The following is a 25,078-nucleotide window of genomic DNA, read 5'->3' on the forward strand; positions in this document are numbered from 1 at the left end:
GCCTCGCGGCGCGTCACCGGGCCAGGGCCTGCAGCTGGGCCAGGGTGTCGGCTTCGCTGGCCGGTTTGTCATGGCGCCAGCGCAGGATCCGTGGGAACCGCACTGCGATGCCGGACTTGTGCCGGCTGCTGCGGTTGACGGCTTCGAAACCCAGTTCGAACACCTGCTCGCCCCGCACGCTGCGCACCGGACCGAAACGTTCGACGGTGTTGGCGCGGATCCACCGGTCCAACGCCAGGATTTCCTTGTCATCCAACCCCGAATACGCCTTGGCCACCGGCACCAGCCGTTCGCCGTCCCAGACCCCGAAGGTGTAGTCGGTGTAGAGCGTGCTGCGCCGGCCATGGCCGGCCTGCGCGTAGATCATCACCGCATCGATGGTGAGCGGTTCGATCTTCCATTTCCACCAGTCGCCGCGGCGTCGGCCGCTCTGGTAGGGCGAATCGCGGCGCTTGAGCATCAACCCTTCCACGCCGCGCTCGCGGGCCTGCGTGCGTTGCACGGCGGCGTCGTCCCAATCGGCCGCCCGCAGCGTGGGCGACAACAGCAGCCGGCGGTCGTCCAGGCGGTCCAGCAGGTCGGCCAGCCGCGCGCGGCGCTCGGCCAGCGGGTGGGTGCGCAGGTCCTGGCCGTCCAGTTCCAGCAGGTCGTAGGCCAGTACGCGGACCGGGGTATCGGCCAGAGTTTTCGGGCCTGGCTTGCGGCGCTGGATGCGCGTCTGCAGTGCGGTGAACGGCAACGGTTGGGTGTCGCCGTCGCGCCAGGCCAGCAGCTCGCCGTCGATCACCGTGCCGTCCGGCAGCCCCATCGCCGCCGCCTCGATTTCCGGGAAGCGCCCGTCCAGGCGTTCCTCGCCGCGCGACCACAACGCGGCTTCGCCCTGGCGACGCAGCAGCTGCAGGCGGATCCCGTCCCACTTCCATTCCAGTATCCAGTCGTCCACGGACCCCAGGCGTTCGACCTCGGCTTCCAGCGGCGAGGCAAGGAAGAACGGATAGGGCTGCTGACGGTCCTGCGGCAGCTCCTCGGTGCTCAGCAGCGAGGCGAGCAGGCCCGGGGACGGCACCCAGTCGCCCAGCATGCGCTGGGCGATGCGCGCGATGTCGATGCCCGACAGCTCGGCCAGTGCCTGCTGGACCAGGCGCTGCGACACGCCGACCCGCAGCGCGCCGGTGAGCAGTTTGTTGAACACCAGCCGCTCGCCCGCAGGCAGCTGCGCCCACCCCGCTTCGACCGCAGCGCGGCGTACCGCTTCGGGTTGATTGGCCACGCCCAGCAGATGCACTTCGATCCACTCCGCCAGGGGTCGGTCCGGCGCCGCGTCGAGCGGATCATCCAGCAGCAGGGTCAGGGTTTCGGCCAGGTCGCCGACCTGGTCGTAGCTGTCGGCCACCAGCCATGCCGGCAGCGCCGCGGCCTCGGCGATCCACGCACGCAGTTCGCCGCTGGCGGCAATCTTCCGGCGCGCGCCACCGACTTTGCCACCGCTGAGCAGGTACAGCGCCCATGCCGCATCGTGCGGGCGTGCGTCGCGGAAATACGCGACCAGCGCGGCGCGCTTGTCCAGGGTGGCGGTGCTGCGGTCCAGGCGCTGGTACAACGCGGCGAACGCCCTCATTCCTCGCTCCCGAAATCGGTGCGGAAGGCCTCGGCGGCGACGCCCCGTTCGCGCAGGAACGGAATCAGCGCATCGGTGTTCCCATGCGTGGCGATCACCCGGCGCGCGCCGGTCTGTTCGATGGTCTGCAGCAGGGCGGGCCAGTCGGCATGGTCGGAGACCACGAAACCGCGGTCGTAGTTGCGGCGGCGGCGGTTGCCGCGCAGCCGCATCCAGCCCGAGGCGAAGCCCAGCTGGTGCTTGCCGAAGCGACGCAGCCACGGGGTACCGGCCGCCGAGGGCGGTGCCAGGATCAGTTTGCCGGCCGCGTCGGGCGCGCGCCCCTGCTCGGCCACGGTATGCGTGTCCAGCATCGCAACCCCCGCCTCGCGGTAGACCGCCACGCCCTTGGCGATGGCGCCGTGCAGCCATGCCGCTTGATCATCCAGCGGCAGCAGTTCGGCCAACACCCGCTGCGCCTTGCCCAGCGCGTAGCAGAGCAGAATCGCCGCTTCGCCCCGCTGTTCGCACTCGCGCCGCCAGGCGACGATCTCGGCAGCGACCTCGGCGGTGTCCTGCCAGCGGTAGATCGGCAGGGCGAACGTCGCTTCGGTGATGAAGACATCGCAGGGCACCACCTCGAATGGCGCGCAGGTCGGGTCGGGCTGGCGCTTGTAGTCGCCCGAGGCCACCCAGACCTGTCGCCCATCGTCGATGCGGACCTGGGCCGAGCCAAGCACATGGCCGGCCGAGTGCAGCGACACCCGCACCGCGCCCAGGGTGAAGGGTTCACCGTAGTCGAAGGCCTGCAGGGGCACATCGCCCAGCCGCCAGCGCAGGATCGGCACGCTGCCGGTGCTGCTGTAGTACTGACCCATGCCGCTGCGTGCATGGTCGCCATGGCCATGGGTGATCACCGCCCGCGGCACCGGGCGCCAGGGATCGATATGGAAATCGCCTGCGGGGCAGTACAGGCCCTCCGGACGCAGTACCACCAGGTCGTTGTCTGCAGCAGTCGTGCTCATGCCTGCACTGTGCCGCCGCACTCGTGCAGGAGGTGAGAATCCAGCTGAACGGCGCCCCGCCCGCGGATGCGGCAGAATCGGGCGATCCGCACGAGGCCTGCACCATGACACCTGCGCCCACCGCATTCGAGACCCACGAGGTCGACAACCAGCCGCCCCCCTTCGCCGGCCGCAATCTGTGGGCGGACGACGTGGCGTTGGCCGAGGCCGTGCAGCGTGAAGGCGGCGCAGCCTTCATCGACGCGCTGCAGGCCTATGGCGCGATCGCCGGCGACACGCTGTACCGGCTGGGCTTCGAGGCCAACCGCGACAGGCCACGTCTGCGCACGCACGACGGCCAGGGCCACCGCATCGACACCGTGGAATTCCACCCGGCCTACCACCAGTTGATGGACCTGGCCAAGCGCAACGGCGTGGCCGGGCTGTCCTGGCAGGACGGTCGACCCGGCGCGCATGTCGCACGCGCGGCGCTCAGTTTCCTGCATCACCAGGCCGAAGCGGGTACCAGCTGCCCGTTGACCATGACCCATGCGGCCGTTGCCGTGCTGCGCCAGGATCCGCTGCTGGCCGAGTGGGCCGACAAGGCGGCCGCGCCGGTCTACGACCCGCGCGACGTGCCGATGGCCGACAAGGCCGGCATCACCCTGGGCATGGGCATGACCGAGAAGCAGGGCGGCTCGGACGTACGCAGCAACACCACCCGCGCCGAACTGCGCGAAGACGGCAGCTACGCGCTGGTCGGGCACAAATGGTTCTTCTCCGCGCCGATGTCCGACGCGTTCCTGGTGTTGGCGCAGGCGCCGGCCGGGCTCACCTGCTTCCTGATGCCGCGGCGGCTGGGCAATGGCAATCGCAACGCGTTCCGGCTGATGCGGCTCAAGGACAAGCTTGGCGACTGGTCGAATGCCTCCAGCGAAGTGGAGCTGTGCGGTGCGTGGGCGCGGCGCGTGGGCGAGGAGGGCAGGGGCGTGGCAACCATCATCGGCATGGTGATGATGACCCGGCTGGACTGCATGCTGGGCGCCGCCGCCGAGATGCGCATGGCGCTGGCACAGGCGCTGCACCACACCCGCCACCGCAGTGCGTTCGGTCGGCGCCTGAGCGGGCAGCCGCTGATGGCCAACGTGCTGGCCGACCTGGCGATGGAATCGGAGGCGGCCACGGCCTTTGCGATGCGCGTGGCGCGCGCGGTCGACCAGGCCCCGCACGATGCGCAGGCTGCGGCGTTCGCGCGCATCGCCACCGCGGTAGGGAAGTATTGGGTGTGCAAACGCGCGGCGGTGTTCGTCAATGAAGCGCAGGAGTGCCTGGGCGGCGCCGGCTACGTGGAAGAGTCGATGCTGCCGCGGTTGTACCGGCAGGCGCCGTTGAACTCGATCTGGGAAGGCAGCGGCAACATCCAGTGCCTGGATGTGCTGCGTGCGCTGGCGCGGGAGCCGCAGGTGCTGCCGGTGCTGGAGGCGGAACTGGAGGCGGTGGCCGGGCGCGATGCCGACTACGATGGTGCGCTGCAGTCGCTGCGCGCGCTGCTTGCCGCTGCGCCGGCCGAGGCGCAGGCGCGGACGGTAACCGAACGATTGGCGCTGTTGCTGCAGGCGGCGGTGCTGTTGCGCAGCGGCAGCCCGCTGGCGGAGGCGTTCGTGAGGTCACGCCTGGGGGGACGGCACGGGATGGCGTTCGGCACGCTGGATGACGCGGTGGACTGCCAGGCGATCATGCAGCGCGCGCTGCCATGACGCCGCGCGCGGTGGGAACTGCGCGCGGCGATCACGCCCTCCCTCAATGCTTGGCGTCGTCCGCGTTCTGGCGGGCGTCATCGGCCACGTCGCGGGCTTTGTCGGCGACCTTTTCCGCCGCATTGGCGGTGGCGTCGCTGGCATTGGCAGCGGCATCGCGCGCGGCGACCTTGGCATCGGCCGCCGCCGCTGCGGTGGCGTCGGCAGCGCGATCCAGTGCGGGCTGCACATCGGCGGCAGCGCGTTCGGACGCGGCAGCGGCCTCGTCTGCGGCGTTGCGGGTGGAGGCGGCGGCCTGGTCAACCGCTGCACGCGCCGCCTCGCCGGTGCTGTCGGCCGCCTGCGCGGCGTCGGCGCGGGCCTGCTCGGCTTCCGGGCCCTTGCATGCAGCCAGCGCCAGCAGCAGCGAAGCCGCCATCAGCGGCGTGGTGATCGAACGAATCTTCATGGCGCTCTCCATCAGGGTTCCAGGGAGAGCCGATCCTATTTAGCCGACCGTGAAGGCGCGGTCGGCACCCGCGAAGCCGGGCGGTACCCACCGTTGGTCGGTACACGCGAAGCCGGCAGGTACCGACCGTTGGTCGGTACGCGCGGAACCGGTAGGTACCGACCGTTGGTCGGTACGCGCGGAGCCGGTAGGTACCGACCGTTGGTCGGTACGCGCGAAGCCGGCAGGTACCGACCGTTGGTCGGTACGCGCAAAGCCGGTAGGTACCGACCGTTGGTCGGTACGCGCGAAGCCGGTAGGTACCGACCGTTGGTCGGTACGCTTCCCCAAAGAAAAAGCCGCTGGCGAACCAGCGGCTTTTTCAGACTTGCCTGAAGAAAGAAGTGATTACTTCTTGGCTTCTTCAGCAGCGTCCTTGGCCTGCTCGGCGGTGGCTTCACCGGCCTTGGCAGCGTCGGCAGCGGCGTCGGCAGCAGCGTCGGTGGCAGCAGCGCCAGCCTGGGCAGCGGCATCAGCCGAAGCGTCAGCAGCGGTGGTGGCGGTGTCGGCGGCAGCCTGGGCAGCGTCGGCGGTCTGGGCGCCAGCAGCAGCGGCCTGGTCGGCAGCGACCTGGGCGTCGGCAGCGGCTTCGTTGGCCGAAGCAGCGGCGTCAGCAGCCTGTTCCTGCTTCGAGCAGGCGGTCAGAGCCAGGCCCAGGGCCATTGCGATCAGCAGCTTGTTGATGCTCATTAGTGTGAATCCTCGTCGTTAGATTAGGCAACGCGCTATTGCGCGCCCGGCAACATGATGACAAGCCACGATGGGCTGTCAAGCGATCCCGCATTCATTTTTGCGAAACGGGTGTTAATTCCAATCAAATCAATTCGATGGCGATGGCCGTGGCTTCGCCGCCACCAATGCACAGTGTAGCAATTCCGCGCTTTGCATCACGCTTGCGCAGCGCGTTGACCAAGGTGACCACCAGGCGCGCACCGGAAGCGCCGATCGGGTGACCCAGTGCGCAGGCACCGCCATTCACGTTGACCTTCTCGTGGGCGATGCCCAGCTCGCGGATGGGCGCCATCGCCACCACCGCGAACGCCTCGTTGATTTCGAACAGGTCCACCTCGTCCAGATGCCAGCCGGCCTTGGCAAGCACCTTGTGGATCGCCCCGATCGGCGCGGTGGTGAACCACTCCGGCTCTTGGGAATGGGTGGCATGTGCCACGATCCGGGCCAGCGGCTGCACCCCACGCGCGGCGGCATCGTCTTCGGCCAGCAGGACCACGGCGGCGGCACCGTCGGAGATGCTCGACGAACTTGCGGCGGTGACCGTACCGTCTTTCCTGAAGGCCGGGCGCAGGGTGGGGATCTTGGCGATATCCGAGCGTCCGGGCTGTTCGTCCTGGCGGTATTCGACCTCGCCCTTGCGGCCGGCCACCTTCACCGCAACGATCTCATCGTCGAAGGCCCCGGCGGCCTGCGCGGCCTGCGCACGGCGGACCGATTCGATGGCGTAGGCGTCCTGCTCCTCGCGCGTCACCTGGTACTTGTCCACCGCACATTCGGCGAATTCGCCCATGGCCTTGCCGTCGTACGCATTGACCAGGCCGTCGTGGGCCATGTGGTCCACCGCCTGGAAATTGCCGAAGCGGTTGCCGGTCCGCGAGTTGGGCAGCAGGTGCGGCGCATTGGACATCGATTCCATGCCGCCGGCCACCACGATGCTGGCGGTGCCGGCCTTGATCAGGTCGTGCCCGAGCATGATCGCCTTCATGCCCGAGCCGCAGACCTTGTTGAGGGTGGTGGCGCCGGTGGAGTAGGGAATGCCGGCGGCGACCGCGGCCTGGCGCGCCGGCGCCTGGCCCAGGTTGGCCGGCAGCACGCAGCCCATGATCACTTCGGTAACATCCGCCGCCGGCACGCCGGACTGTTCCAGCGCGGCCGCGATCGCGGTGGCGCCCAGGGCAGGGGTGGGCACGCCGTTGAACTGGCCGAGGAAGGAACCGATGGCGGTCCGCTTGGCAGCGGCGATGACAATGTTGGACATGGCAATCTCGTTTGTTGCGTGAGCGATTTACGAAAAGGAAACGCAGGGCATGGTATGGCGACGCGTTTCCCGGCAGACTGCGTGGGGGTGACCCAGTATAGAGGGTCAGGGTTTACCACCGGTGTCGGCCGGAAGGGCCGGAAACCGGGGGTGGTTTTCATTTATTTCGGGGAACAGGGATGAAGCAGGCAGTTTTCAGCAGGAACGTGCTGGCCGGTGCGCTGGCCGTGGCATTGAGCGCGTGTGGCGGTGGGGGTGGCGGCGGAAATACCCGCGGGGACATGCCGGTTGCACCGGTGGTGCCGCCGGTGACGCCACCGGTCACGCCACCGGTGACGCCGCCGGTCACGCCCACGCAGCCGTCGATCGACGGGCATCTCACCCTGATCAATGCCGTGGAGCGCCAGGGGTTGACCGGCAGCGGCGTGCGTATCGGCATCGTCGATTCCGGCGTGAACCGCGCGCATCTCACCCTGGCCGGTCGGGTCGTGTCCAGCCATACCTACGTCGATCCGAAGGTCAACAATCTCGCCGTGGATGACGTCGTCGGCCACGGCACCAGCGTGGCGTCGCTGGCGGCCGGCAGCGCCTTCGGCAACTGGCCCGGTGGCGTGGCGCCCGGCGCGGAGATCGTGTCGGCCCGCATCATCGCCGACAAGGCGCCGGCCGACGACGGCACCGGCAACGGCAACCAGGTCAATGGCGCGCTGGGGCTGGCGCCGGTGCATCAGGATCTGATCGCCGACGGCGTGAAGATCATGAACAACTCCTGGGGCGGGCTGTACTGGACCAACGCCTCCGCCACGGCGTCCATCGCCGCGGAGTACCGTCCGTTCATCATCGCCAACGATGGCCTGGTGGTGTTCGCCACGGGTAATGAGAAGAAGGCCGATCCCTCCAACATGGCGGCGCTGCCCAGCCAGCCCGGCCCGAACAACACGCGTCCGGCCGCCGACCTGGAGCGCGGCTGGCTGGCGGTGACCGCCGTGGACTTCGCCAAGCCGGACACCCTGTCCAGCTACGCCAATGCCTGTGGCATCGCGGCCAACTACTGCCTGGCCGCACCCGGCGAAGCAGTGTTCGTCGACCCCAAGAGCACCGGCGGCACCCCCAGCTACCTGTGGGGCGGCGGCACCTCGTATGCGGCACCGCTGGTCTCCGGTGCGGCCGCGCTGGTCTGGCAGAGCTACCCGTACTTCACCAACGACATGGTGCGGCAGACCCTGCTGGGCACCGCCACCGACCTCGGCGAGCCGGGCGTGGACGCGGTGTTCGGGCATGGCCTGCTCAACGTCGGCAAGGCCATCAACGGCCCCGGTCGGTTCGACTGGGGCACCATGGTGGTCAACGTGCCCGGGGAAAATTCGCTGACCGAGTGGGGCAACGACATCAGTGGTGCCGGCGGGCTGGACAAGTCCGGTGCCGGAACGCTGATCCTGACCGGCAAGAATTCCTATACCGGCGGCACCATCGTCCGCTCGGGCGCGCTCTCGCTGCGTGACGGCGCATCGCTGGGGTCCAGCGTGCAGGTGCTGCCGGCCGGTGGCCTGCAGTTCCGTACGGGAAGCACCCGGGTCTCCGGCAACCTGGTCAACAGCGGTACGTTGTACATGTTCGAGGCGGGCGTGAACGCGCTCATCGACGGCAACTTCACCCAGGAGGCCACCGGCGTGTTCTCGACCGCGCTGGGCGCGCAGTCGTTGAAGGTGAGCGGTACGGCACAGCTCAACGGCGGCAACGTGGTCATCGACCGCGTCGTGGAAGGCTACGTGCCGCAGGCCGGCATCCGGCAGGAGCTGATCGTCGCGGCCCAGGGCGTGAATGGCGCCTTTGCCCGCTACACCGCGCTGGGCGACATCGTGCTGCTGGATGCGACGTTCTCCTACGACAAGTACACCGCTGGGCTGAACATCAACCGCGTGAGCGTGACCGGCGCGGCCGCAGCGGCCGGTCTGGGGACCATTTCGGCTGCATCGGCCCTGCGCGTGGAACAGGCCTTCGACGTCCTCGACACCGGTACCGGCATCGGGACGCCAGGCTTCGCCGACGCGGCCGGCGAGCTGCAGCGGGTGCAGGGAGCTGCCGGTCTGCAGGCCAGCCTGGAGAGCCTGTCGGGCAAGGCGCACAGCCTGGCCAACGGCATGACCTTCGACAACCTGGACATGAATCGCCGCGCGCTGTCGACGCGATTCGACACGGTATCGGCGGCGCCCCGTCTTCGCGGCGCGTGGCAGAGTGCGCTGGGTGAGGCCGGGCAGGGCAGCTTTGCCGGCAGCGGCTTCCAGACCCAGGGCTGGATGATGGGCCAGGACATGGCGCTGGGCAGCAACGGCGTGATGGGCTTTGCCTTCGGTGAGACCCGCAGCAACAGCAGTCGCGAGTGGGGCGGCGACAGCGGTCGTGACCGTCAGTCGCAGGCGCAACTGTATGCCGGCTGGAACAGCGGCGCGGCCTACACGCTGGCGCAGCTGGGCGCGGGCCAGTTCACCCGCGAGATCGACCGCCAGCTGTTGCTGGGGCCGGGGCAGTATGGTGTCAATGCCCGTTACGGCGGCGACTTCAGTACCGCCAGCGTGGAGTCGGGTTACCGCTTCGGCGGCGCTGGGGCGTCGTTGACCCCGTACCTCGGCGCCGACTACGCGCACCTGCGCAGCGACGGTTTCAGCGAGAACGGCGGCTTCGGGTTCGGTCTGCGTGCCGACAGCCGCGCGTCGAGCCGCAGCCAGGCACTGGCCGGCCTGCGGGCCGAGACGCGCCTGCAGGGTTGGTCGCTGCGCGGCTACGCCGAATGGCAGCAGACCCTGTCCAGCGATGGCCTGGCATTCGATGCCAGCTTTGTCGGCGTCGATGCCTGGGCACCGGTTGCCGGGTTGCAGCCGGCGCGCTCGGGCGGTCTGTTCGGCGTGTCCGTACAGTCCTGGCTGACCCGTAACTCGCAGCTGTCGTTCGGCTACGACCAGCGTTTCGGCCCGCGTGGCGACCTGAGCCAGGTAGCCCTGCGCTATTCGGCCGCGTTCTGATCGCATCGCGGCGGCCGGCGCCGCCGCGGCAGGGAAAAAGGGCGCGACAGGGTCGCGCCCTTTTTTTTCAGCTCCGGCAGGTTCAGCCGCCGCGCAGCGTACCCAGCCGTGGCCGGGCCCGGCCCAGCGGCATCTTCAACTTGCCGATCGACTGGATGCGCGTCTCGGCGATGCGGTCGGCGGCGCGTTGCGGTGCGATGTTTTCCTGCTGGGACAGCGCGAAGATGCGCCCCAGGTTGTGGTAGATGCTGCGGATCAGCCGCATCGCGCGTTCGCGGTTGTAGCCGTCGATTTCCAGCGACACATTCATCACTCCGCCCGCATTGACCGCGTAATCCGGGGCATACAGGATGCCCCGGGCGTGCAGTTCGTCGCCGATCTCCGGGCTGGACAGCTGGTTGTTGGCGGTGCCGCAGACGATCCTGCACTTGAGGCGCGGCAGGGTCTGCGGATTGATCGCCCCTTCCAGCGCGCAGGGCGCGAACACATCGGCGTTGACGTCGTAGATATCGTCCGGCTTCACCGCCTCGGCGCCGTACTCGGTCACCGCACGTTCGACCAGCGCGCTGTCCAGGTCGGTGACGAACAGCTTGGCGCCGCGATCGCGCAGCAGCTTCACCAGTTCCATGCCGATGTGGCCCAGGCCCTGGACCGCGATGCTGACCTTGCCCACTTCCTCGTGGCCCAGCTTGTGCTGCATGGCCGCCATCAGCGCCTGCAGCGCACCGTAGGCGGTGAATGGCGCCGGGTCGCCGGAGCCACCATGCACCTGGTGCACGCCGGTCACGTACTCGCTTTCGAGGTAGATGCTTTCCATGTCATTGACGTCGGTGCCCACGTCTTCGGCGGTGATGTAGCGGCCGCCCAGCGAATCCACGTAGCGACCGAACGCGCGGAACAGCACTTCGGTCTTGTCCCTGCGCGGATCGCCGATGATCACCGCCTTGCCGCCGCCCACGTTCAACCCGGCCAGCGCGTTCTTGTAGGTCATGGTGCGGCTGAGCCGCAGCGCGTCCGCCAGGGCCTCGTCGGTGCTGGCGTACGGGCGCATGCGCACGCCGCCCAGCGCCGGGCCCAGGGTGGTGTTGTGGATGGCGATGATCGCCCTCAGACCGGCATCGCGGCTGTGGCAGAACACCACCTGTTCGTGACCGGTCGTTTCGAGGGTTTCAAATAACATGGTGACTCCGATGCTGCGAACGTCGGCAAACGCCGGCGAACGCGGCAGGAAATGGTTGGGTGTAAAACAAAAAAGGCGACGTCACGGGTTGGCCGGGACGGTCGCGCGGCGCCATTCTAGTGCATTCCGTCGGACGGCGTTGTCTGCAGGCGGTGACCATTGCAGGTCGGCGCTAAAGTTGCCGGGCGCGCGGCCGATGCCGTGGCAACGGTGCGCGGTACCGGCAAGCCAGGACGGAACGACGTGGGTGCAGTGGCAACAATGCGCGTGAACAGCCGCGCCGTGACGGGACCGTGCCGATGACCGGCCTCCTGGTCGGGGCCGCCGGGCTGCTGGTGGCGGCCGGCGTTGGTTGGGGCCTGTACCGGCGCCCGGCCGCGGCACCCGTGGTCCGGGCCCGGGTCGAGCCGGGCGCGCGCCCGGCCGCGCCGACGGCAGGCCCCACCGAGGGCGATACCGGGGCGATCCTGCAGGCAGGCCTGCATGCGCTGGCGCTGGCGCCTGGTGGGGGTGTCGAGCGTGCTACCCGCGCGCAGGATGTCGCGCTGCAGGCGGCCGTGGCGGCGGCGCTGGACGCCCAGGACTGGTCGGCCCGGCATCTGCCGCGCCGGCCGCAGTTGCTGCCCCAGCTGATCCAGACCGTGAACGACAACGATGCGTCGGCGCGCAGCATGGCGGCCATCATCGGCCAGGACGCGGTGCTGACCGGCAACCTGCTGCGTATCGCCAACAGCCCGGTGTACCGCCTGCAGGCCAAGCCGGTGGACAGCCTGCAGCGCGCGGTGACCCTGGTCGGCACCGACGGCATCCGCCAGATCATCAGCGCGGTGCTGGTCCAGCCGGTGATGCAGCTCCACAGCGACGCCTTTCCGCAGTTTGGCACGGTGGTGTGGGAACACGCATTGCTGGCCTCGCGGGCCGCGGCCGACCATGCGCGGCTGGTCACCCACGAGGATGGCTTTGCCGCGCAATGGATGGGACTGACCCAGGGCCTGGGCGCGGCCCTGGTCATGCGGCAATTGCTGGATGCGGCCTGGCAGCAGGGCGCGGTGCCGTCGCAGGCGTTGGCCACCGGACTGCTGGACAGCTGGAGCCTGCCGGTCGCCAGTCGCATCGCTGCCGCCTGGGAGCTGCCGCCGTCGGTGCACGAGGCATTGCTGCGCGATCCCGAGCCCAGCGGCGCCGGGCTGGCGGCCAGCCTGCAGTTCGCCCGCGCTGCGGCCTCGGCCAGTCTGCTGTGCCGCCATGGCCGGATCAGCCAGGCCCAGGCGATGGCGCTGCTGGAGCAGCTGCCGGGAACCCCGGCGCACGCCCTGCAATGGATCTGGCGGCGCCTGCACGGGCGCGGCGTGGAGACATTGGATGCCGAAGAGGACGCCACCGAGGCGTAGCGCCCTGCGTGGCTGCCGCTGACATGGTGGCCGCTACAGCTGCGACTCCAGCGGCAGCCAGCCGATCGCGCGGGCGATGGCGCGCTGACGCCATGAGGTGTCCGGTTCGTGGTCCAGCATCCGCGGCGGCTGCGCGGCGCGATCCAGCCAGCGCACCTGGTTCCCGGGCGTGCGGGTGACCCAGTAACTCAGGTCAGGGCCAGCCAGGCGCAGGTATTCCCCGCGCAGCTGCGCGGCCAGCGCCGGGTCCTCGAACATCACGCCCATCTCGGTATTGAGGTAGGCCGAGCGCGGGTCGAGGTTGAACGAGCCGACGAAACCGCGGCGGTCGTCGAGCATGAACGCCTTGGTGTGCAGGCTGGCGCCGCTGCTGCCGAACGGCCCGCTGCCACCGCCGGCATGCCCGCGTGACTTCAGTTCGTACAGGTGCACGCCATCCTGTAGCAGCGGCAGGCGGTAGTGCATGTAGCCGCTGTGCACCGCAGCCACGTCATTGGCCGCGAGCGAGTTGGTCACCACCCCGACCGAGGCACCGCGCCGCACCAGCTCGCCGAGTCCACGCGCTCCGGCGTCGCCGGGCACGAAGTAGGGCGATATCAGCAACGCCTTGTGCCGGGTGGCCTCGATCTCACGCACCAGGCGGGTGACCAGCCAGTTTCCCGGGTCGTCGCGGCGATGCTTCATCGGCGGGTCGGACAGGATCTCCACCTGCGCCGACCAATGCAGGTCCACGGCATTGCGGTAGTAGGACTGCGCCGACGCCGCGCGCTGCACCCGTTGCAGGAACGGCTGCGCTGCCGCCAGCTTGGCTTCGTTGTCCGATTCCAGCAGCAGCAGGCGCAGTTCGGCGGGAGTATGGAAGGCCAGGGCGGCGATTGGCACCGCCGCATCGCTGTTCCAGTAGTCGTCGAAGATGGCGTTGGCCTGGCGCACGGCCGTGCCCGCCACCAGCAGGTCCAGGTCGCGGAAGTTCACATCGCTGCGCGCGCTGAAATACTCTTCGCCGATGTTGCGCCCGCCCACGATGGCGACCCGCCCGTCGGCGATCCACTGCTTGTTGTGCATGCGGTGGTTGACGCTGAAGAAGCGCTGCACCATCTCCACCAGCCGCCACAGCCCGTCGCGGTTGCGGAACGGGTTGTACAGGCGGATCTCGATGTTGGGGTGTTCGTCCAGCGCCATCATCAGCGCATCCTTGTCCAGCGCGTTCATGTCGTCCAGCAGCAGGCGCACGCGCACGCCGCGTTCGGCGGCCTGGTACAGCTCGCGGGCCATCAGGTGGCCGATCAGGTCGTCCTTCCACATGTAGTACTGCAGGTCCAGGCTGCGCGCCGCGTGGCGGGTGACCACCGCGCGCGCGGCATACGCATCCAGGCCTTCGGCCAGGAACGCCACCCCGGAGCGACCGGGATGCTCGGCCTGCAGCCGCGCCACCTCGCGGTCGATCGGGCCCTGCGCCGGCTGCAGCGGCAGCACCGTGCTGTGGGGGCCCATCGCCTTGGGGGTGAGGTGGTCGCCCAGCAGCAGGCCGCTGAGCACCAGCAGGATCAGGATCGCCAGCACTACGCAGATGCCGCGCAGCAACCGGCGCCACAACGGCTTCTTTTCGGTCATCGCATGATCGTAAGCGGCCTGCCCGTACACTGCGAGTGCACGGCCGGCGCGCGGATCAGAAGCGTTCGTCGGGCGCCAGGTAGCGCCACTGGCCCGGGGCGAGCTTGCCCAGCGCCACCCGGCCGATGCGCAGGCGACGCACGCTGACCACGTCCAGCCCCACCTGGCGGCACATGTCGCGCAGCTGGCCGGGGGCGACCGGCTTGATCGCGAAGCGCAGCCGGGTTTCGTTCTGCCAGCTGACCTTGCACGGCGGCAGTGGCCAGCTGCGGAAGCTCAGGCCGTGGGCGAGACGCTTCATGCCGTACGGCACCAGTTCGCCGCTCACTTCCACCAGGTATTCCTGCTCCAGCGTGGCGCCGCGGTCCTTCAGGTGCGAGAGCACGCGACCGTCCTGGCTGACCACCACCAGGCCGCTGTCTTCGGCGGCCAGCGGCATCGCCAGCTGCAGGGCGTGGAAATGCCGCTGCAGCAGGGCCACGCCGGTGGCGTCCAGTTCACTGCGGCTGTCCGGGGTGACCATCGCGCACAGCTCGGCGGCGGGGACGCCGGCGGGTTTGTACAGCAGCATGCTCACCGTCTCGGCGCGGGTCGCTTCGGCGTTCTCGCGCAGCACCACGGCTTCGTCGGTCACCATCGCCTGCGGCTGCTCCACCACCACGCCATCGACGGTGACCCAGCCGCCCTCGATGTAGCGCTGGGCGTCGCCCCGGGAGCAGCCGATCAGCTGGGTCAGGCGTTTGTCGAGTCGGATCGGGTCGGTCATCAGGGGGGCAACAGAAGGCAGGACGCGGGCGGGGAGTGTACTGGCTTGGCGCCGGCCGCGCCGTGCGCGCTGCGCTGGCGCGTCGGTGCTGGCATGATCCGATGATGAACTGGCGCGCATCCCCTGCCGTGAAAGTCGGCCTCTCGATTGCCGTGGCGACTGGCCTGTATGGCATTTCCTTCGGTGCCCTGGCAGTGGCTGCCGGGCTCAGCCCGTGGCAGGCGCAGGCGCTGAGCCTGTTGATGTTCACCGGCGGCTCGCAGTTCGCCTTCATTGGCGTCATCGCCGGCGGCGGCGCCGGGTCGGCGGCGTTCACCGCCGCCACGCTGCTGGGCGTGCGCAATGCGGTGTACGGCATGCAGATGAACCGGATGCTGGGACTGCGCGGCTGGCGGCGCTGGCTGGGCGCGCAGGTCACCATCGATGAATCGGCGGCGACCGCGTCCAGCCAGGTCGTGGCGCTGGAACAGCGGCGGGGGTTCTGGGCCGCCGGTATCGGCGTGTTCGTGCTGTGGAATGTGTTCACCGCAGTGGGCGCGCTGGCCGGCGATGCGCTTGGCGACCCGCGCCGCTGGGGACTGGACGGGGCCGCGGTGGCGGCATTCCTGGCGCTGTTGTGGCCGCGCCTGCGCCAGCGCGATGCAGTGGCCATCGCGATCGTGGCCGCGCTGGTTACGGTGCTGGCGCTGCCGTGGGTACCGCCCGGCATTCCGATCCTGTTGGCCGCCGCCGTGGCCGCGCTCTGGGGCGCGCTGGTGCCGGGGCCACGTGACGAGGGGCTCGAGCCGGATGTCGAGCCACGTTCGACGCAGGAGCGCGCATGAGCCTGTGGGGGTGGCTGTTGGTGGCCTGCGCGGCGGCCTATGCGATCAAACTGGCCGGCTGGCGGGTGCCGGCGCGCTGGCTGGAATCGCCGCGCATGACACGGGTTGCCGGCACCCTCACCATTGGCCTGCTGGCGTCGCTGACGGCAATGAATGCGGTGGCCGATGGCGCGGCGGTCGCGCTGGATGCGCGGCTGGGTGCGCTGGCCGTGGCAGCGCTGGCACTGCTGCTGCGGCTGCCGTTCCTTCTGGTGGTGGTGCTGGGCGCGGCAGCGGCGGCACTGCTGCGCTGGGCCGGGGTCGGGTAGGCGTCAGCCGTTGCCGCGTTCCAGGTGGGTCAGGTACAGGCGCAGGTCGAATTCCAGCTGGTGGTAATCCGCTTCCATGTGCGTGCACAGCTGGTAGAACGCCTTGGTGTGGTCCGATTCCTTCAGGTGCGCCAGTTCGTGCACCACGATCATCTTCAGGAACGGCGCCGGGGCCTCGCGGAACACGCTGGCGATGCGGATTTCGCGACTGGCCTTGAGCCGGCTGCCCTGTACCCGCGATACGGTGGTGTGGGTGCCCAGGGCATGCTTGAGCACCTGCAGGCGGCTGTCGTAGATCACCTTGGACAGCGGCACCGACTGCCGCAGGTAGCGTTCCTTCAGCGCCTGGGTGTAGTCATACAGCTGGCGGTCGTTGCGGACCGTGTGCAGCTCGGCGTAGCGCTGCTCCAGCCACGGTCCCAGGCGGTCGGCCGCGATCAGCTCGCGCACCTGCTGCTGCAGGGCGTCAGGGTAGCCGGCGAGGTACTTCAGGGCGGTCATGCGGCGGTTGGGGAGCGGTGGCCAGGGCAGTATGATGGCGCCAGGAATCCCGCAACAACAAATGCACAGGCAATGGCGAAGGCAAATCCCCTGCAGGAACAGCTGCTCAAGGCCGGGCTGGTCAAGAAGTCCCAGGTGTCCCAGGCCGCGCGCGAACAGGTGAAGGCCCGCCACGGCAAAGCCCCGCAGGCGCCCACCGACAGCCAGCGCGACGCCGAGCGCCTGCGCGTGGAAAAGGCCGAGCGCGACCGCGCCATCGAAGCCGAGCGCAAGGAAAAGAACCGCCAGCAGGAACTGCAGGCGCAGGTGCGGCAGATCATTGAAAGCAACCGGGTCAAGCGCGAAGGCGAAAGCGAGTACCGCTTCAACGACGGCACCCGGATCCGCACGCTGCTGGTCAACGAAGCACTGCGACGCCAGCTGGCGGCGGGCAGCCTGGTGATCGTGCGCCTGGGCGAGGGCGTCGAGCTGGTACCGCGCCCTGCCGCCGACAAGATCCGCGAACGCGATGCATCGGCGATCGTCGTGGACAACGGCAAGGACCGCGGGGCCTCGACCGAGCCCAGCACCGGCAATGCCGACGACGATGCGTATTACGCGCAGTTCCAGGTGCCTGACGACCTGATCTGGTAACGCGCGCGCCCGCATGGCTGCGGCGCGATGCGCCTGAAGCATTCAGTCCCGCCCCCGGCATTCAGCCAGCCTTCGCACCACCTGCATCACCCGGGACTAAAGTGATCGCAGGCGGTTATCGGGAGAGAGGCCATGGCGACAGGTTGGGCAGGAGACGGCGCGGTCCAGGACCAGATCGACGCCACCGTCGACGACGCCATCCAGCGTGCCCGTGCGCGGCTGCGGCACGGCCCCGGGCTTACCCATTGCGAGGAATGCGAAGCGCCCATCCCGGAAGCGCGCCGACGGGCCGTCCCCGGCGTGCGCCTGTGCGTGCGCTGCCAGGAAGCCGAAGACGCCTCCCACCACGACGCGGGCGGGGTCAACCGGCGCGGCAGCAAGGACAGCCAGCTGCGCTGACGGTCATTGCGTATCCGATTGCGTATCCGGCAGGTGCCGACCGTGGGTCCGCACGCGCGATCAACCGTCCCCCTGGATTCCACCCGGCGCCTGCGACGGGTCGCGCCACCGCCGCACCGTACGCTGGAAGAACATGTTGTTCGGAATCTGCAGCACCGTGCCCTCGTGCCCGCCGCTGTTTTCCTGCAGGGTGGTGTAGATCAGGTTGACGTCGATCACCCGACCCTTCAGCCCGGGCTTTTCGCCGTTTTCCAGCACCTCGATGTAGTCGTGCAGGCGGAACGGGCGGGTGGTGAAAATCAGCAGCGTGCAGAAGATGTTGGACAGCACGCTCCACGCGGCGAAGAAGGCCACCGCACCCACGGCGGCGAAGCCGGTGAAGGCCGTCCACAGCACGCTGGCCTGCACGCCGATGATCTGCAGCACGACCATCAACACCGCGAAATACACCACGAAGGTGAACACCCGGCGCGCGCCCATGACCATCTCCGGCGGCAGGGTGTAATGGTCGCCCACCCGGCGCAGCAGGCGCCGCGCCACCAGGCGCAGCAGCCATGCCACCAGCAGGGTCACTACGATCTGCAGGGCAGGCACCCCGTAGTGCAGCCACTCGTGGGTCCAGGCAGGCAGGTGTTCTTTCATGGACAGCGAAGGACGTGACGTGGGGTCCGCAGTTTACCCCGGCCCGTTGCGACGGACTGCGAGGTCGCGCCGGGCTCCTCCCGGCTGGACCCACGCGATGATCGCCGCAACGCACACCGGCGCCTCCTGCCGGTAGCGCACGCACAGGTCCGGCTGTGGGGGCAGCGAGACACGCACGGTCACCGGACTGCCCGGCAGCGTGCAGGCGCTGGCCAGTGACAACAGCAGGGCAAGGCAACGGTGTGGCATGGAACGCTCCTGACCCGCGCGGGTGACGCAAGTTTGGATGCGGCCGGAAGCGAAAAGGTTTAACCGCTCGGGTTTAAACCTTTTCGATCGTCGCTGCATCCAACGGCTATGCTCGATACGACCATGCCCGCCCACCGTGCCGCCCATGACGCCGACCCTGCCGACGACGCCGCGCTGGTGCGGGCTGCCGTCGCCGGTGACACGGCCGCCTATGAGCGCATCTACCATCGGCATGCGCCACGGCTGTATGCCGTGCTGTGGCGCTTGTGCGGCGGCCAGGCCGCACGCGCCGAAGACGCGCTGCAGGAAGCCTTCCTGCAGGCGTGGCGCGCGCTGCCGGGGTACCGCTTCGACAGCAGCCTGGGGACCTGGCTGCATCGACTCGGGGTCAATGCAGCGTTGATGGAGCTGCGCGCCAATGCCGCCCGTGACGCCGCCGCCAGCGGCGATGAGGGCGGGGACCTGCTCGCATCGGTGCCCGCGCTGGACCGCTGCGCCGGCACCGCCCTGGACCTTGAGCGCGCGCTGGAAACCCTGCCGCCCCGCGCCCGCGCCGTCCTGGTCCTGCACGACATCGAAGGCTGGAAACACCACGAAATCGCCGACCAGCTGCAGATGGCCGTCGGCAGTTCCAAGGCACAGCTGCACCGCGCGCGTGGCCTGCTGCGCGCGCGCCTGGGAGAACCCGCATGAACGAGCACGACACCCCCGCATTCCATGCCGACCTGCAGGCACGCCTGCGCGCGCTGCCAGCCGAGCGGCTGCCGCCTGCGCAGGCCTGGCAGCGGATCGCCACGCAGTTGCCGCCGCGCGCAGCGGCCCCCGCCCCGGTCGCGCCTGCGCCGCGGCGCACCGCGCGCCGCTGGCCGCTGCGGGTCGGACTGGGCCTGGCGGCCGCAGTGGCGGTGCTGATGGTGGTACCGACCGCCACGCCGCCGACGCCACGTCCGTCGCCGCTGCAGCGCCAGGCCGATGTCATCGCCGCCGAGTACCAGCAGGCGATGGCCTCCCTGCCTGCCACGCGGATCGGAAGCGAATGGCAACCAGCGCTGCACGAGCTGGATGCCAGTGCACGCTCGATCCGCGCCGCGATCGCCGAGAGCCCACGCTCCGGTTTCCTGCTTTCCCAGCTGCAGCGCACCTATGCGCTGCGGCTTGAATTGACCCAGCAGGCCGTAAGCGCCGCTGGCCTCGCGTCCTGACGGAGACTTCCATGACCATGCCCAAGCGTTTCGTTCTTGCCCTTGCCCTGCTGCTGCCGTTGGCGGCGCAGGCCGCCACCCGCGTCGACGAACGCCATCCGCTCGCGGCGGGGGGACGGGTGGAACTCAGCAACATCGCCGGCAAGGTCAGCGTGCGTGGCTGGGACCGCAATGAAGTGGCGTTGAGCGGCAGCATGGCCGACGGCCTGCGCCTGCAGCAGGTCAAGAGCGCCAACCGCGTGCGCTGGGAGGTGATCTACCCGCGCAACGGCAACAACGGCGGCGCCACCCTTGAGCTGCGGGTACCGCGTTCGGTCGACGTGCAGCTGGGCACGGTCAGTGCGGATATCGACGTGGCCGAGGTGGACCTGCGCCGCCTGCAGGCCAACGCGGTCAGCGGCGACATCGCGGCCACCGGGCGCAGCACCGACGCGTCGCTGGCCACGGTCAGCGGCAGCATCCGTTCGCAGGTGCAGACCCCGCGCCTGTCGTTGCGGGCCGTAAGTGGCTCGATCCAGGCCGGCGGGGGCGCGGCGGGCGAGGTGTCGGCGGAGACGGTGTCAGGCAGCATCCGCCTGGAGGCGGCGCAGGTACGCCGACTGGACGCCGAGGCGGTGTCGGGCAGCCTGACGGTGGCCGCAGCCGGCCTGGCGCCCGGCGGCAAGGTCAGTCTGCAGACGGTCAGTGGCTCCATCGCGCTGCGCCTGCCTGCGAAGGTGTCGGCGCAGCTGGCGGTAAAGACCTTCAGTGGCGACATCCAGTCCGATGCCGGCCAGGTGGAACGGCCGCGTTACGGCCCGGGCCGCAGCCTGGATACCCGGCTGGGCGGGGGCGACGGCGATATTTCGATCAATGCCCACTCGGGCAATGTGCGGGTCACGCTGGACGGCCGCTGAGTGCGGCCCCCGCACCGGCCCGGGGCCGGTGCGGACGGCTGCGGCATCAGCCGGCCTTTTTCAGCGCCAGCGTATTGCCCAGTACTTCGATCTTGCCACCGCTTTTGCGGAACGCAGCCAGGTCGGCAGCGATGCTGGCGCTGCTCAGCGCAGTGGTGGAACCCTGCTTGCGGTCAACGCGAACGGTGTTGCCTGCCTTGGGGGAGGTCTTTGGCGAACGGGCCATGGATGCTCCTGTCATGGGTGTTACGTGGAAAAAATCGTCGACGCGTCATGCTGCTGCCGACGGTAGTCCTGCCGCACCGAGCGGCAGTCATCGCCGCCCATCGAAAACTGGCGGCAGATTGTGGGACGCTGCGAATAGATCGTGCAGCGCAGGTGATAGGGGTCGATCGCGGCACACCAGCCCTCGTCGTTACGCGCCATGACGGTGCGGCCGGCTTCATCGGTATCCAGCAGGTAGCCGGGCACCGCATCGTCGGGCATGACGGTCACCGACAACCGGCAGCACACAGCGTCGCAGCGGCGGCAGTCGATGGGGTCAGGCGTGGCGGATGCGCCCAATCGAAATCTCTCGTGGCGGCTCAGGAGTACAGCGTGCTGGGAGCGAGCCGGATCTCAGCGGTGAGCGATGCCAACGCCGCGGACAGGTCCGGACGGCGGCGGTATCGGTAAGGGACGGTGGCCTCTTCGAGGCTGGGTACGACATGCGCATTGCGCATCGAAGCCGAAAGATGATAGCGCTTCCGGCGTAACGTTTTGTTAATGCGCCGGTTCCACGCCCCGAAACCCTTGCGGTGCAAGGGCTCTGCGCCGCGGCGCGATCAGCGGGCGGCCGCCCAGGCCAGGCCGTGCACCACCCCGAACGAGGGATTGCCGCGCACCAGCGTCGAGCCGGGGAAGGCGGCGCCGACCGCCGCCTGCAGGTAGCCGGCGCGCGACATGCCGCCGGTCAGGAAGACCGCGGCAGGGTCGTGGCCGATGTCGGCGCGAACCTGTTCAAGCAGGGCGGTGAGCTCGACCAGGTAGTTGCCAGCGGCGGTCTCCAGCCGCGAACGGTCCACGTCCACGCCCAGGCCAGGTTCGATGAAATCCAGCGCGCTGGCGTGCGCCTGCGCCGTGCTCAGCGCGATCTTGCAACGTTCCACCTCGCGGTACAGGCGCGCGGTATTGCCGGTGTCCTGCAGGGCCTGCAGCCGCGTGCCCCATGGGGCGTCCACCTCGCGGTAGGCATGCTGGCGGAAGTCGCGCTGGCGGGTCATGTCCTGCACCATCGCCGCTTCCACGTAGTGATGGGCCGGCACCCGGCTGCTGCCGCGGCCGAACAGCGGCATGTACGCGCCCAGGCTCAGCGCCAGGTCGATGTCGGTGCCGCCGCGCGCGATACCCCAGGCGCGGTGGATCAGCGGCGCCTGGGCGCCGCCGACCCGCGCATGCGCCACATCGGTGGTACCACCGCCGATATCCACCACCACCGCGTCGTGTTCCTGCGTGCTTCCGGCGTGGTAGTGCATGGCCGCCGCCGCGGGCTCTTCAAGGAAATCCACACTGTCAAAACCTGCCGCGATCGCTGCGGTGTGCAGGATGTCGAGCGCCTGGTCGTTGCCGGCTGCGCCGATCGAGCTGCGGAACTGCACCGGGCGGCCGAGCGTGGCGTTACGCACCGGCGTGTCCAGCTGCCGCGAGGCGGTCAAGCGGATGTGTTCGAGGATGTGCGTGGCGATGCCGGTAATGGTCTGGCGCGCGCGCGGGTGCAGGTTGTAGCCCAGCATCGACTTCGGGCTCTGCACCAGGTTGCCTTCGTTTTCCTCGAAGTAGGCTTCCAGCGCGTCGTCGCCGTACAGCGCGTTCTGCAGCAGCCGGGTCGAACTCAGCGGTGCGCGCATCTGCTCCTCCATCCACTGTCGGCGCACCACCCGGAGCGCTTCGCGGCGCAGCGCGTCGGGCGCGCGTTCCTGGCCGGCCGCGCGCGCGTCGCGTGCCGCGGCGTCCATCAGCCGCGCCAGCTCGTGCTCCAGCGCCGGGGTCAGTTCGAAGTCGTTGGGGTCGCGCATCACCTCGGGGAAGTACACCGTGGTGCGGAACTGTTCGGCCTGGCCGAAGCGGATCGGCACCACCTGGCCCTCCACCACGGCGGCGGCGGCGGAATTGCTGGTACCAAAGTCGATGCCGATTTTCATGCGGGCCGGGCCGAACGGGTCAGGGGGCGCGCACTGTGCGCCAAGCGGACCGCCGGTGCAAGGCCCGTCCGGGCCGGGCGGTTACAATGGCCGCTGTTCGATTCCTGAAGGCTTCACCATGTCCGCCGTACCCGCCTGCCCGCAGTGCACCCTTGAAAACACCTACGCCGATGGCGCGCTGTTCATCTGCGCCGACTGCGGCCACGAGTGGGCGGCGGGGGACGCAGGCAGCCAGGCGCCGGTGGTGCGCGACAGCAACGGCAACGTGCTGGTGGCCGGCGACACGGTCACCGTGATCAAGGACCTCAAGGTCAAGGGCTCCTCGATTCCGCTGAAGCAGGGCACCGTGATCCGCAACATCCGCCTGGTCGAAGACGACGCCGAGCACATCGAAGGCAATTCGGAAAAGATCAAGGGGCTGGTCCTCAAGACCTGTTTCCTAAAGAAGGCGTAAACGCCTGCGCGTGCAGCTGCCGGCCAGCGGCCGGTGCCGTCCCGCACGCCGCCCTTCAATTGGCGGCCGTCCGCTGCCGCAGGCGTTGCAGGCTGTCCAGCTTGGCCTGGTAGGTGGAGCGCAGGACATCGGCATCATCGCCGGACAGATCGCGCGCGCGCGCCATCTCCAACGACGCGCGGCGCGTATCGCCGGCCAGGAAATACGCGCGGGCCAGCCCGAAATGGAACTGGTGCGCGGTGCCATACAGACGGATCGCCCGCGTGTAGTAATCGATGGCCTGGGCGTAGTCGTGACGCTGTTCGGCCTCGTTGCCCATGCGGAACTGCGCGAACGGGTCTGCCTTCTGCACCTGCTCCAGGCGCCGTGCCAGCCGCTCGGCGCGACGCCCGTCACCCAGGCGCTGATACAGGGCACTGGCATTGGTCAACGCCGCCACATGCCGCGGTTGCAGCTGCAGCGCCGTTTCATAATCCTGCCGTGCCTGGCCCAGGTCGCCCATGCGGGTGTCGAGCACGCCAAGGTTGTTCCACCCGGCGGCGAAGGCCGGGGCAATGGCCAGCGCCGCGTCCAGGTAGGCCCGTGCCTGCGCCGTGTTGCCGTCGGCCATCTGCGCCGCGCCGCGGTTGTTGTAGAAATGCGCCAGGGCGCGCGCTTCGCTGATCGGCCGCGGGCCATAGCGGTCGTACAGCACGTTGCGGTCCAGGTCGACCACGGCGGTCCGCCCGTTCAGCGTGAGCCCCACGTTGACGTGGCCGACGTTGTAGATCACCCCTTCGTCCTGGTGCCAGGTCACCACCTGCGCCACTTCCTGGACGCGCGCGTCGATACCGGCCGCGCGCGCGAGGGTGACGAACATCAGCGTGAAGGACAGGCAGTTGGCGCGCTGGGTCTGCCAGGTCTCGGCCAGGGTGTTGGTGGCGTAAGGATCGTATTCCAGGTGCATGCCATCGGCGTCGAAGATCAGGTGCACCAGCCGTTCCAGCCGCTGTTCGCGCGAATTGACCGGCGCGATCACCCGCTGCTGCAGCAACGCGGCCAGGTCGGGTGGAATCCGCAGGATGTCTTCCGGCGAGGGCACCGGCTGGAGGGCGTTGACCGGCGCCAGCAGGGGGGGCGGCGGCCCGGCAGATGCAGGCACTGCCGGGCACGCCAGCAGGACCAGCAGGACCAGCGATTGCCAGCGTTTCATCGCCCTCACCTCGCAGCCGACGGGATGTTCGTGCGCCCAGTCTAGGCCCGCTGGCCGCCGCCGGTACGCCGCTTGTCGGGCCCGTGTGCCCACGGTCGCCCAGGCCCGGGCAGTGCCTGCCGACCCGCCGCAACGATGATCGCGCTTGCCACGGGCCCCGGCGGCGGCCAATGATGCGGCCATGACCTTCGCACCGCTCTCCCTGCCGGCGGCCATGCAGGCCGATCTGGAAGCCGCCTACGCGGTCCCGCCGCGGGCGTATCACGGGTATGCACACGCGCGGGCGGTGCTGGCGCATTGCCAGGACGTCGCCGACGGGCCCGGCTGGCGGCACCCCGGCGAGGTGCAGCTGGCCGCGCTCTACCACGATGCGATCTATGACGCCGGGCGCAAGGACAACGAGGCGCGCTCGGCCGCACTGGCGCTGGCGCAGATCGAACGCTGGCTGCCCGGGGCCGGGGTCGACGCGCAGCGGGTGGAGCAGCTGATCCTGCTGACCGCGCGCCACGGGACGCTGGGCGTGGGCGATGTCGACCCCGAAGCGGCCCTGTTCCTGGACTGCGACATGGCCATTCTGGGGGCGCCGGCGACGGTATTCGATGCCTACGACCGCGGCATCGCCGAGGAATACGCCGGGCATGTGCCAAGCCTGCTGTTCCGGCTCAACCGGCGGCGTTTTCTCGGTCACCTGCTGCGCAGCCCGCGCATCTTCCTCAGCGACTTCTTCCACCAGCGACTCGACGCGGCCGCGCGCGACAACCTGCGCCGTCGCCTGGGGCGCTGAGCCGGGTC

27 protein-coding genes are annotated in these 25,078 nt (G+C 69.3%); 12 read left to right on the plus strand and 15 right to left on the minus strand.

What is annotated here, in order from left to right; all coding sequences use genetic code 11:
- Positions 1-13: 13 nt before the first annotated feature.
- Together ACIGII_RS11370 and ACIGII_RS11375 are read right to left on the minus strand one after the other, a co-directional pair.
- Positions 14-1,618, minus strand: a complete 1,605-nt coding sequence (locus tag ACIGII_RS11370; protein WP_399638192.1) for an ATP-dependent DNA ligase — start codon at positions 1,616-1,618, stop codon at positions 14-16.
- On the minus strand, positions 1,615-2,622 hold the full coding sequence (locus ACIGII_RS11375; RefSeq protein ID WP_399638193.1) for a ligase-associated DNA damage response exonuclease: 1,008 nt from the start codon (positions 2,620-2,622) through the stop codon (positions 1,615-1,617). The genes ACIGII_RS11370 and ACIGII_RS11375 overlap by 4 nt, the downstream gene beginning before the upstream one ends.
- Before the next feature lie 104 nt (positions 2,623-2,726).
- Between ACIGII_RS11375 and ACIGII_RS11380 the strand changes: the two genes are divergently transcribed.
- On the plus strand, positions 2,727-4,358 hold the full coding sequence (locus ACIGII_RS11380; RefSeq protein WP_399638195.1) for an isovaleryl-CoA dehydrogenase: 1,632 nt from the start codon (positions 2,727-2,729) through the stop codon (positions 4,356-4,358).
- A 43-nt stretch (positions 4,359-4,401) separates the two neighbouring features.
- On the opposite strand, the gene ACIGII_RS11385 is transcribed toward ACIGII_RS11380, so the two are convergent.
- The 3 genes from ACIGII_RS11385 to ACIGII_RS11395 form a co-directional block, all read right to left on the minus strand.
- On the minus strand, positions 4,402-4,806 hold the full coding sequence (locus ACIGII_RS11385; protein WP_399638197.1) for a hypothetical protein: 405 nt from the start codon (positions 4,804-4,806) through the stop codon (positions 4,402-4,404).
- A gap of 387 nt (positions 4,807-5,193) precedes the next feature.
- Positions 5,194-5,535 (minus strand): hypothetical protein, encoded by a 342-nt coding sequence (locus ACIGII_RS11390; RefSeq protein ID WP_068853606.1) that lies wholly within the window; start codon positions 5,533-5,535, stop codon positions 5,194-5,196.
- 124 nt (positions 5,536-5,659) lie between these two features.
- Positions 5,660-6,835 carry a thiolase family protein gene (locus ACIGII_RS11395; protein ID WP_399638199.1) on the minus strand — a complete coding sequence of 392 codons (1,176 nt, stop codon included), beginning with the start codon at positions 6,833-6,835 and terminating at the stop codon, positions 5,660-5,662.
- Between the two features lie 179 nt (positions 6,836-7,014).
- On the opposite strand from ACIGII_RS11395, the gene ACIGII_RS11400 reads away from it, so the two are divergent.
- Complete coding sequence (locus ACIGII_RS11400) at positions 7,015-9,855, plus strand: S8 family serine peptidase (RefSeq protein ID WP_399638201.1); 2,841 nt, start codon at positions 7,015-7,017, stop codon at positions 9,853-9,855.
- A gap of 82 nt (positions 9,856-9,937) precedes the next feature.
- On the opposite strand, the gene ACIGII_RS11405 is transcribed toward ACIGII_RS11400, so the two are convergent.
- Entirely contained in the window at positions 9,938-11,035 is a 1,098-nt protein-coding gene (locus tag ACIGII_RS11405; protein ID WP_399638203.1) for a Glu/Leu/Phe/Val dehydrogenase dimerization domain-containing protein, read from the minus strand.
- Between the two features lie 299 nt (positions 11,036-11,334).
- Here ACIGII_RS11405 and ACIGII_RS11410 point away from each other — a divergent pair, with 299 nt between their 5' ends.
- The gene (locus ACIGII_RS11410) at positions 11,335-12,426 is read left to right on the plus strand and encodes an HDOD domain-containing protein (RefSeq protein WP_399638205.1); all 1,092 of its coding nucleotides are present in this window, start codon (positions 11,335-11,337) and stop codon (positions 12,424-12,426) included.
- Between the two features lie 33 nt (positions 12,427-12,459).
- Here the strand turns inward: ACIGII_RS11410 and ACIGII_RS11415 are convergent, their stop codons facing one another.
- Both ACIGII_RS11415 and ACIGII_RS11420 read right to left on the minus strand, forming a co-directional pair.
- Positions 12,460-14,040, minus strand: a complete 1,581-nt coding sequence (locus ACIGII_RS11415) for a phospholipase D family protein (RefSeq protein WP_399638207.1) — start codon at positions 14,038-14,040, stop codon at positions 12,460-12,462.
- A gap of 55 nt (positions 14,041-14,095) precedes the next feature.
- Positions 14,096-14,806, minus strand: coding sequence for an rRNA pseudouridine synthase (locus ACIGII_RS11420; protein ID WP_399638209.1), 711 nt, complete (start codon positions 14,804-14,806; stop codon positions 14,096-14,098).
- Positions 14,807-14,910: 104 nt separating this feature from the next.
- Between ACIGII_RS11420 and ACIGII_RS11425 the strand changes: the two genes are divergently transcribed.
- Entirely contained in the window at positions 14,911-15,630 is a 720-nt protein-coding gene (locus ACIGII_RS11425; RefSeq protein WP_145479660.1) for an AzlC family ABC transporter permease, read from the plus strand.
- Entirely contained in the window at positions 15,627-15,938 is a 312-nt protein-coding gene (locus ACIGII_RS11430) for an AzlD domain-containing protein (RefSeq protein WP_399638211.1), read from the plus strand. Before ACIGII_RS11425 ends, ACIGII_RS11430 begins: the two co-directional genes overlap by 4 nt.
- Positions 15,939-15,941: 3 nt before the next feature.
- Here ACIGII_RS11430 and ACIGII_RS11435 read toward each other — a convergent pair whose 3' ends face one another.
- A complete protein-coding gene (locus tag ACIGII_RS11435; protein WP_399638213.1) occupies positions 15,942-16,439 on the minus strand; it encodes a YgjP-like metallopeptidase domain-containing protein in 498 nt (165 codons plus the stop codon).
- 72 nt (positions 16,440-16,511) lie between these two features.
- Here ACIGII_RS11435 and ACIGII_RS11440 point away from each other — a divergent pair, with 72 nt between their 5' ends.
- Both ACIGII_RS11440 and ACIGII_RS11445 read left to right on the plus strand, forming a co-directional pair.
- A complete protein-coding gene (locus ACIGII_RS11440) occupies positions 16,512-17,072 on the plus strand; it encodes a DUF2058 domain-containing protein (RefSeq protein WP_399638215.1) in 561 nt (186 codons plus the stop codon).
- A gap of 132 nt (positions 17,073-17,204) precedes the next feature.
- On the plus strand, positions 17,205-17,471 hold the full coding sequence (locus ACIGII_RS11445) for a DksA/TraR family C4-type zinc finger protein (RefSeq protein WP_399638217.1): 267 nt from the start codon (positions 17,205-17,207) through the stop codon (positions 17,469-17,471).
- Between the two features lie 60 nt (positions 17,472-17,531).
- Here the strand turns inward: ACIGII_RS11445 and ACIGII_RS11450 are convergent, their stop codons facing one another.
- Positions 17,532-18,113, minus strand: a complete 582-nt coding sequence (locus ACIGII_RS11450; protein WP_399638219.1) for a mechanosensitive ion channel domain-containing protein — start codon at positions 18,111-18,113, stop codon at positions 17,532-17,534.
- A gap of 33 nt (positions 18,114-18,146) precedes the next feature.
- Positions 18,147-18,362, minus strand: a complete 216-nt coding sequence (locus ACIGII_RS11455; RefSeq protein WP_399638221.1) for a hypothetical protein — start codon at positions 18,360-18,362, stop codon at positions 18,147-18,149.
- 108 nt (positions 18,363-18,470) lie between these two features.
- Between ACIGII_RS11455 and ACIGII_RS11460 the strand changes: the two genes are divergently transcribed.
- From ACIGII_RS11460 to ACIGII_RS11470, 3 genes are read left to right on the plus strand one after another with little or no spacing between them, the layout of a single operon-like run.
- Positions 18,471-19,055, plus strand: coding sequence for an RNA polymerase sigma factor (locus ACIGII_RS11460; protein ID WP_399638222.1), 585 nt, complete (start codon positions 18,471-18,473; stop codon positions 19,053-19,055).
- Positions 19,052-19,564 (plus strand): hypothetical protein, encoded by a 513-nt coding sequence (locus ACIGII_RS11465; protein WP_399638224.1) that lies wholly within the window; start codon positions 19,052-19,054, stop codon positions 19,562-19,564. The genes ACIGII_RS11460 and ACIGII_RS11465 overlap by 4 nt, the downstream gene beginning before the upstream one ends.
- 11 nt (positions 19,565-19,575) lie before the next feature.
- Positions 19,576-20,460, plus strand: a complete 885-nt coding sequence (locus tag ACIGII_RS11470; RefSeq protein ID WP_399638225.1) for a DUF4097 family beta strand repeat-containing protein — start codon at positions 19,576-19,578, stop codon at positions 20,458-20,460.
- A gap of 46 nt (positions 20,461-20,506) precedes the next feature.
- Here the strand turns inward: ACIGII_RS11470 and ACIGII_RS11475 are convergent, their stop codons facing one another.
- The 3 genes from ACIGII_RS11475 to ACIGII_RS11485 form a co-directional block, all read right to left on the minus strand.
- Positions 20,507-20,686 carry a hypothetical protein gene (locus ACIGII_RS11475; RefSeq protein WP_399638227.1) on the minus strand — a complete coding sequence of 60 codons (180 nt, stop codon included), beginning with the start codon at positions 20,684-20,686 and terminating at the stop codon, positions 20,507-20,509.
- Positions 20,687-20,706: 20 nt separating this feature from the next.
- The gene (locus tag ACIGII_RS11480; RefSeq protein WP_399638228.1) at positions 20,707-20,946 is read right to left on the minus strand and encodes a YkgJ family cysteine cluster protein; all 240 of its coding nucleotides are present in this window, start codon (positions 20,944-20,946) and stop codon (positions 20,707-20,709) included.
- Positions 20,947-21,284: 338 nt separating this feature from the next.
- A complete protein-coding gene (locus ACIGII_RS11485; protein ID WP_399638229.1) occupies positions 21,285-22,640 on the minus strand; it encodes an Hsp70 family protein in 1,356 nt (451 codons plus the stop codon).
- A gap of 118 nt (positions 22,641-22,758) precedes the next feature.
- On the opposite strand from ACIGII_RS11485, the gene ACIGII_RS11490 reads away from it, so the two are divergent.
- Positions 22,759-23,094, plus strand: a complete 336-nt coding sequence (locus ACIGII_RS11490) for a zinc ribbon domain-containing protein YjdM (protein WP_399638230.1) — start codon at positions 22,759-22,761, stop codon at positions 23,092-23,094.
- A 55-nt stretch (positions 23,095-23,149) separates the two neighbouring features.
- Here ACIGII_RS11490 and ACIGII_RS11495 read toward each other — a convergent pair whose 3' ends face one another.
- Positions 23,150-24,286 carry a tetratricopeptide repeat protein gene (locus ACIGII_RS11495; RefSeq protein WP_399638232.1) on the minus strand — a complete coding sequence of 379 codons (1,137 nt, stop codon included), beginning with the start codon at positions 24,284-24,286 and terminating at the stop codon, positions 23,150-23,152.
- A 181-nt stretch (positions 24,287-24,467) separates the two neighbouring features.
- Between ACIGII_RS11495 and ACIGII_RS11500 the strand changes: the two genes are divergently transcribed.
- Positions 24,468-25,070: a hypothetical protein gene (locus ACIGII_RS11500; RefSeq protein WP_399638233.1), complete on the plus strand. Its 603-nt coding sequence runs from the start codon at positions 24,468-24,470 to the stop codon at positions 25,068-25,070.
- Positions 25,071-25,078 lie beyond the last annotated feature (8 nt).

This window comes from Stenotrophomonas sp. NPDC077420, assembly GCF_044543385.1.
Classification (GTDB): domain Bacteria; phylum Pseudomonadota; class Gammaproteobacteria; order Xanthomonadales; family Xanthomonadaceae; genus Stenotrophomonas.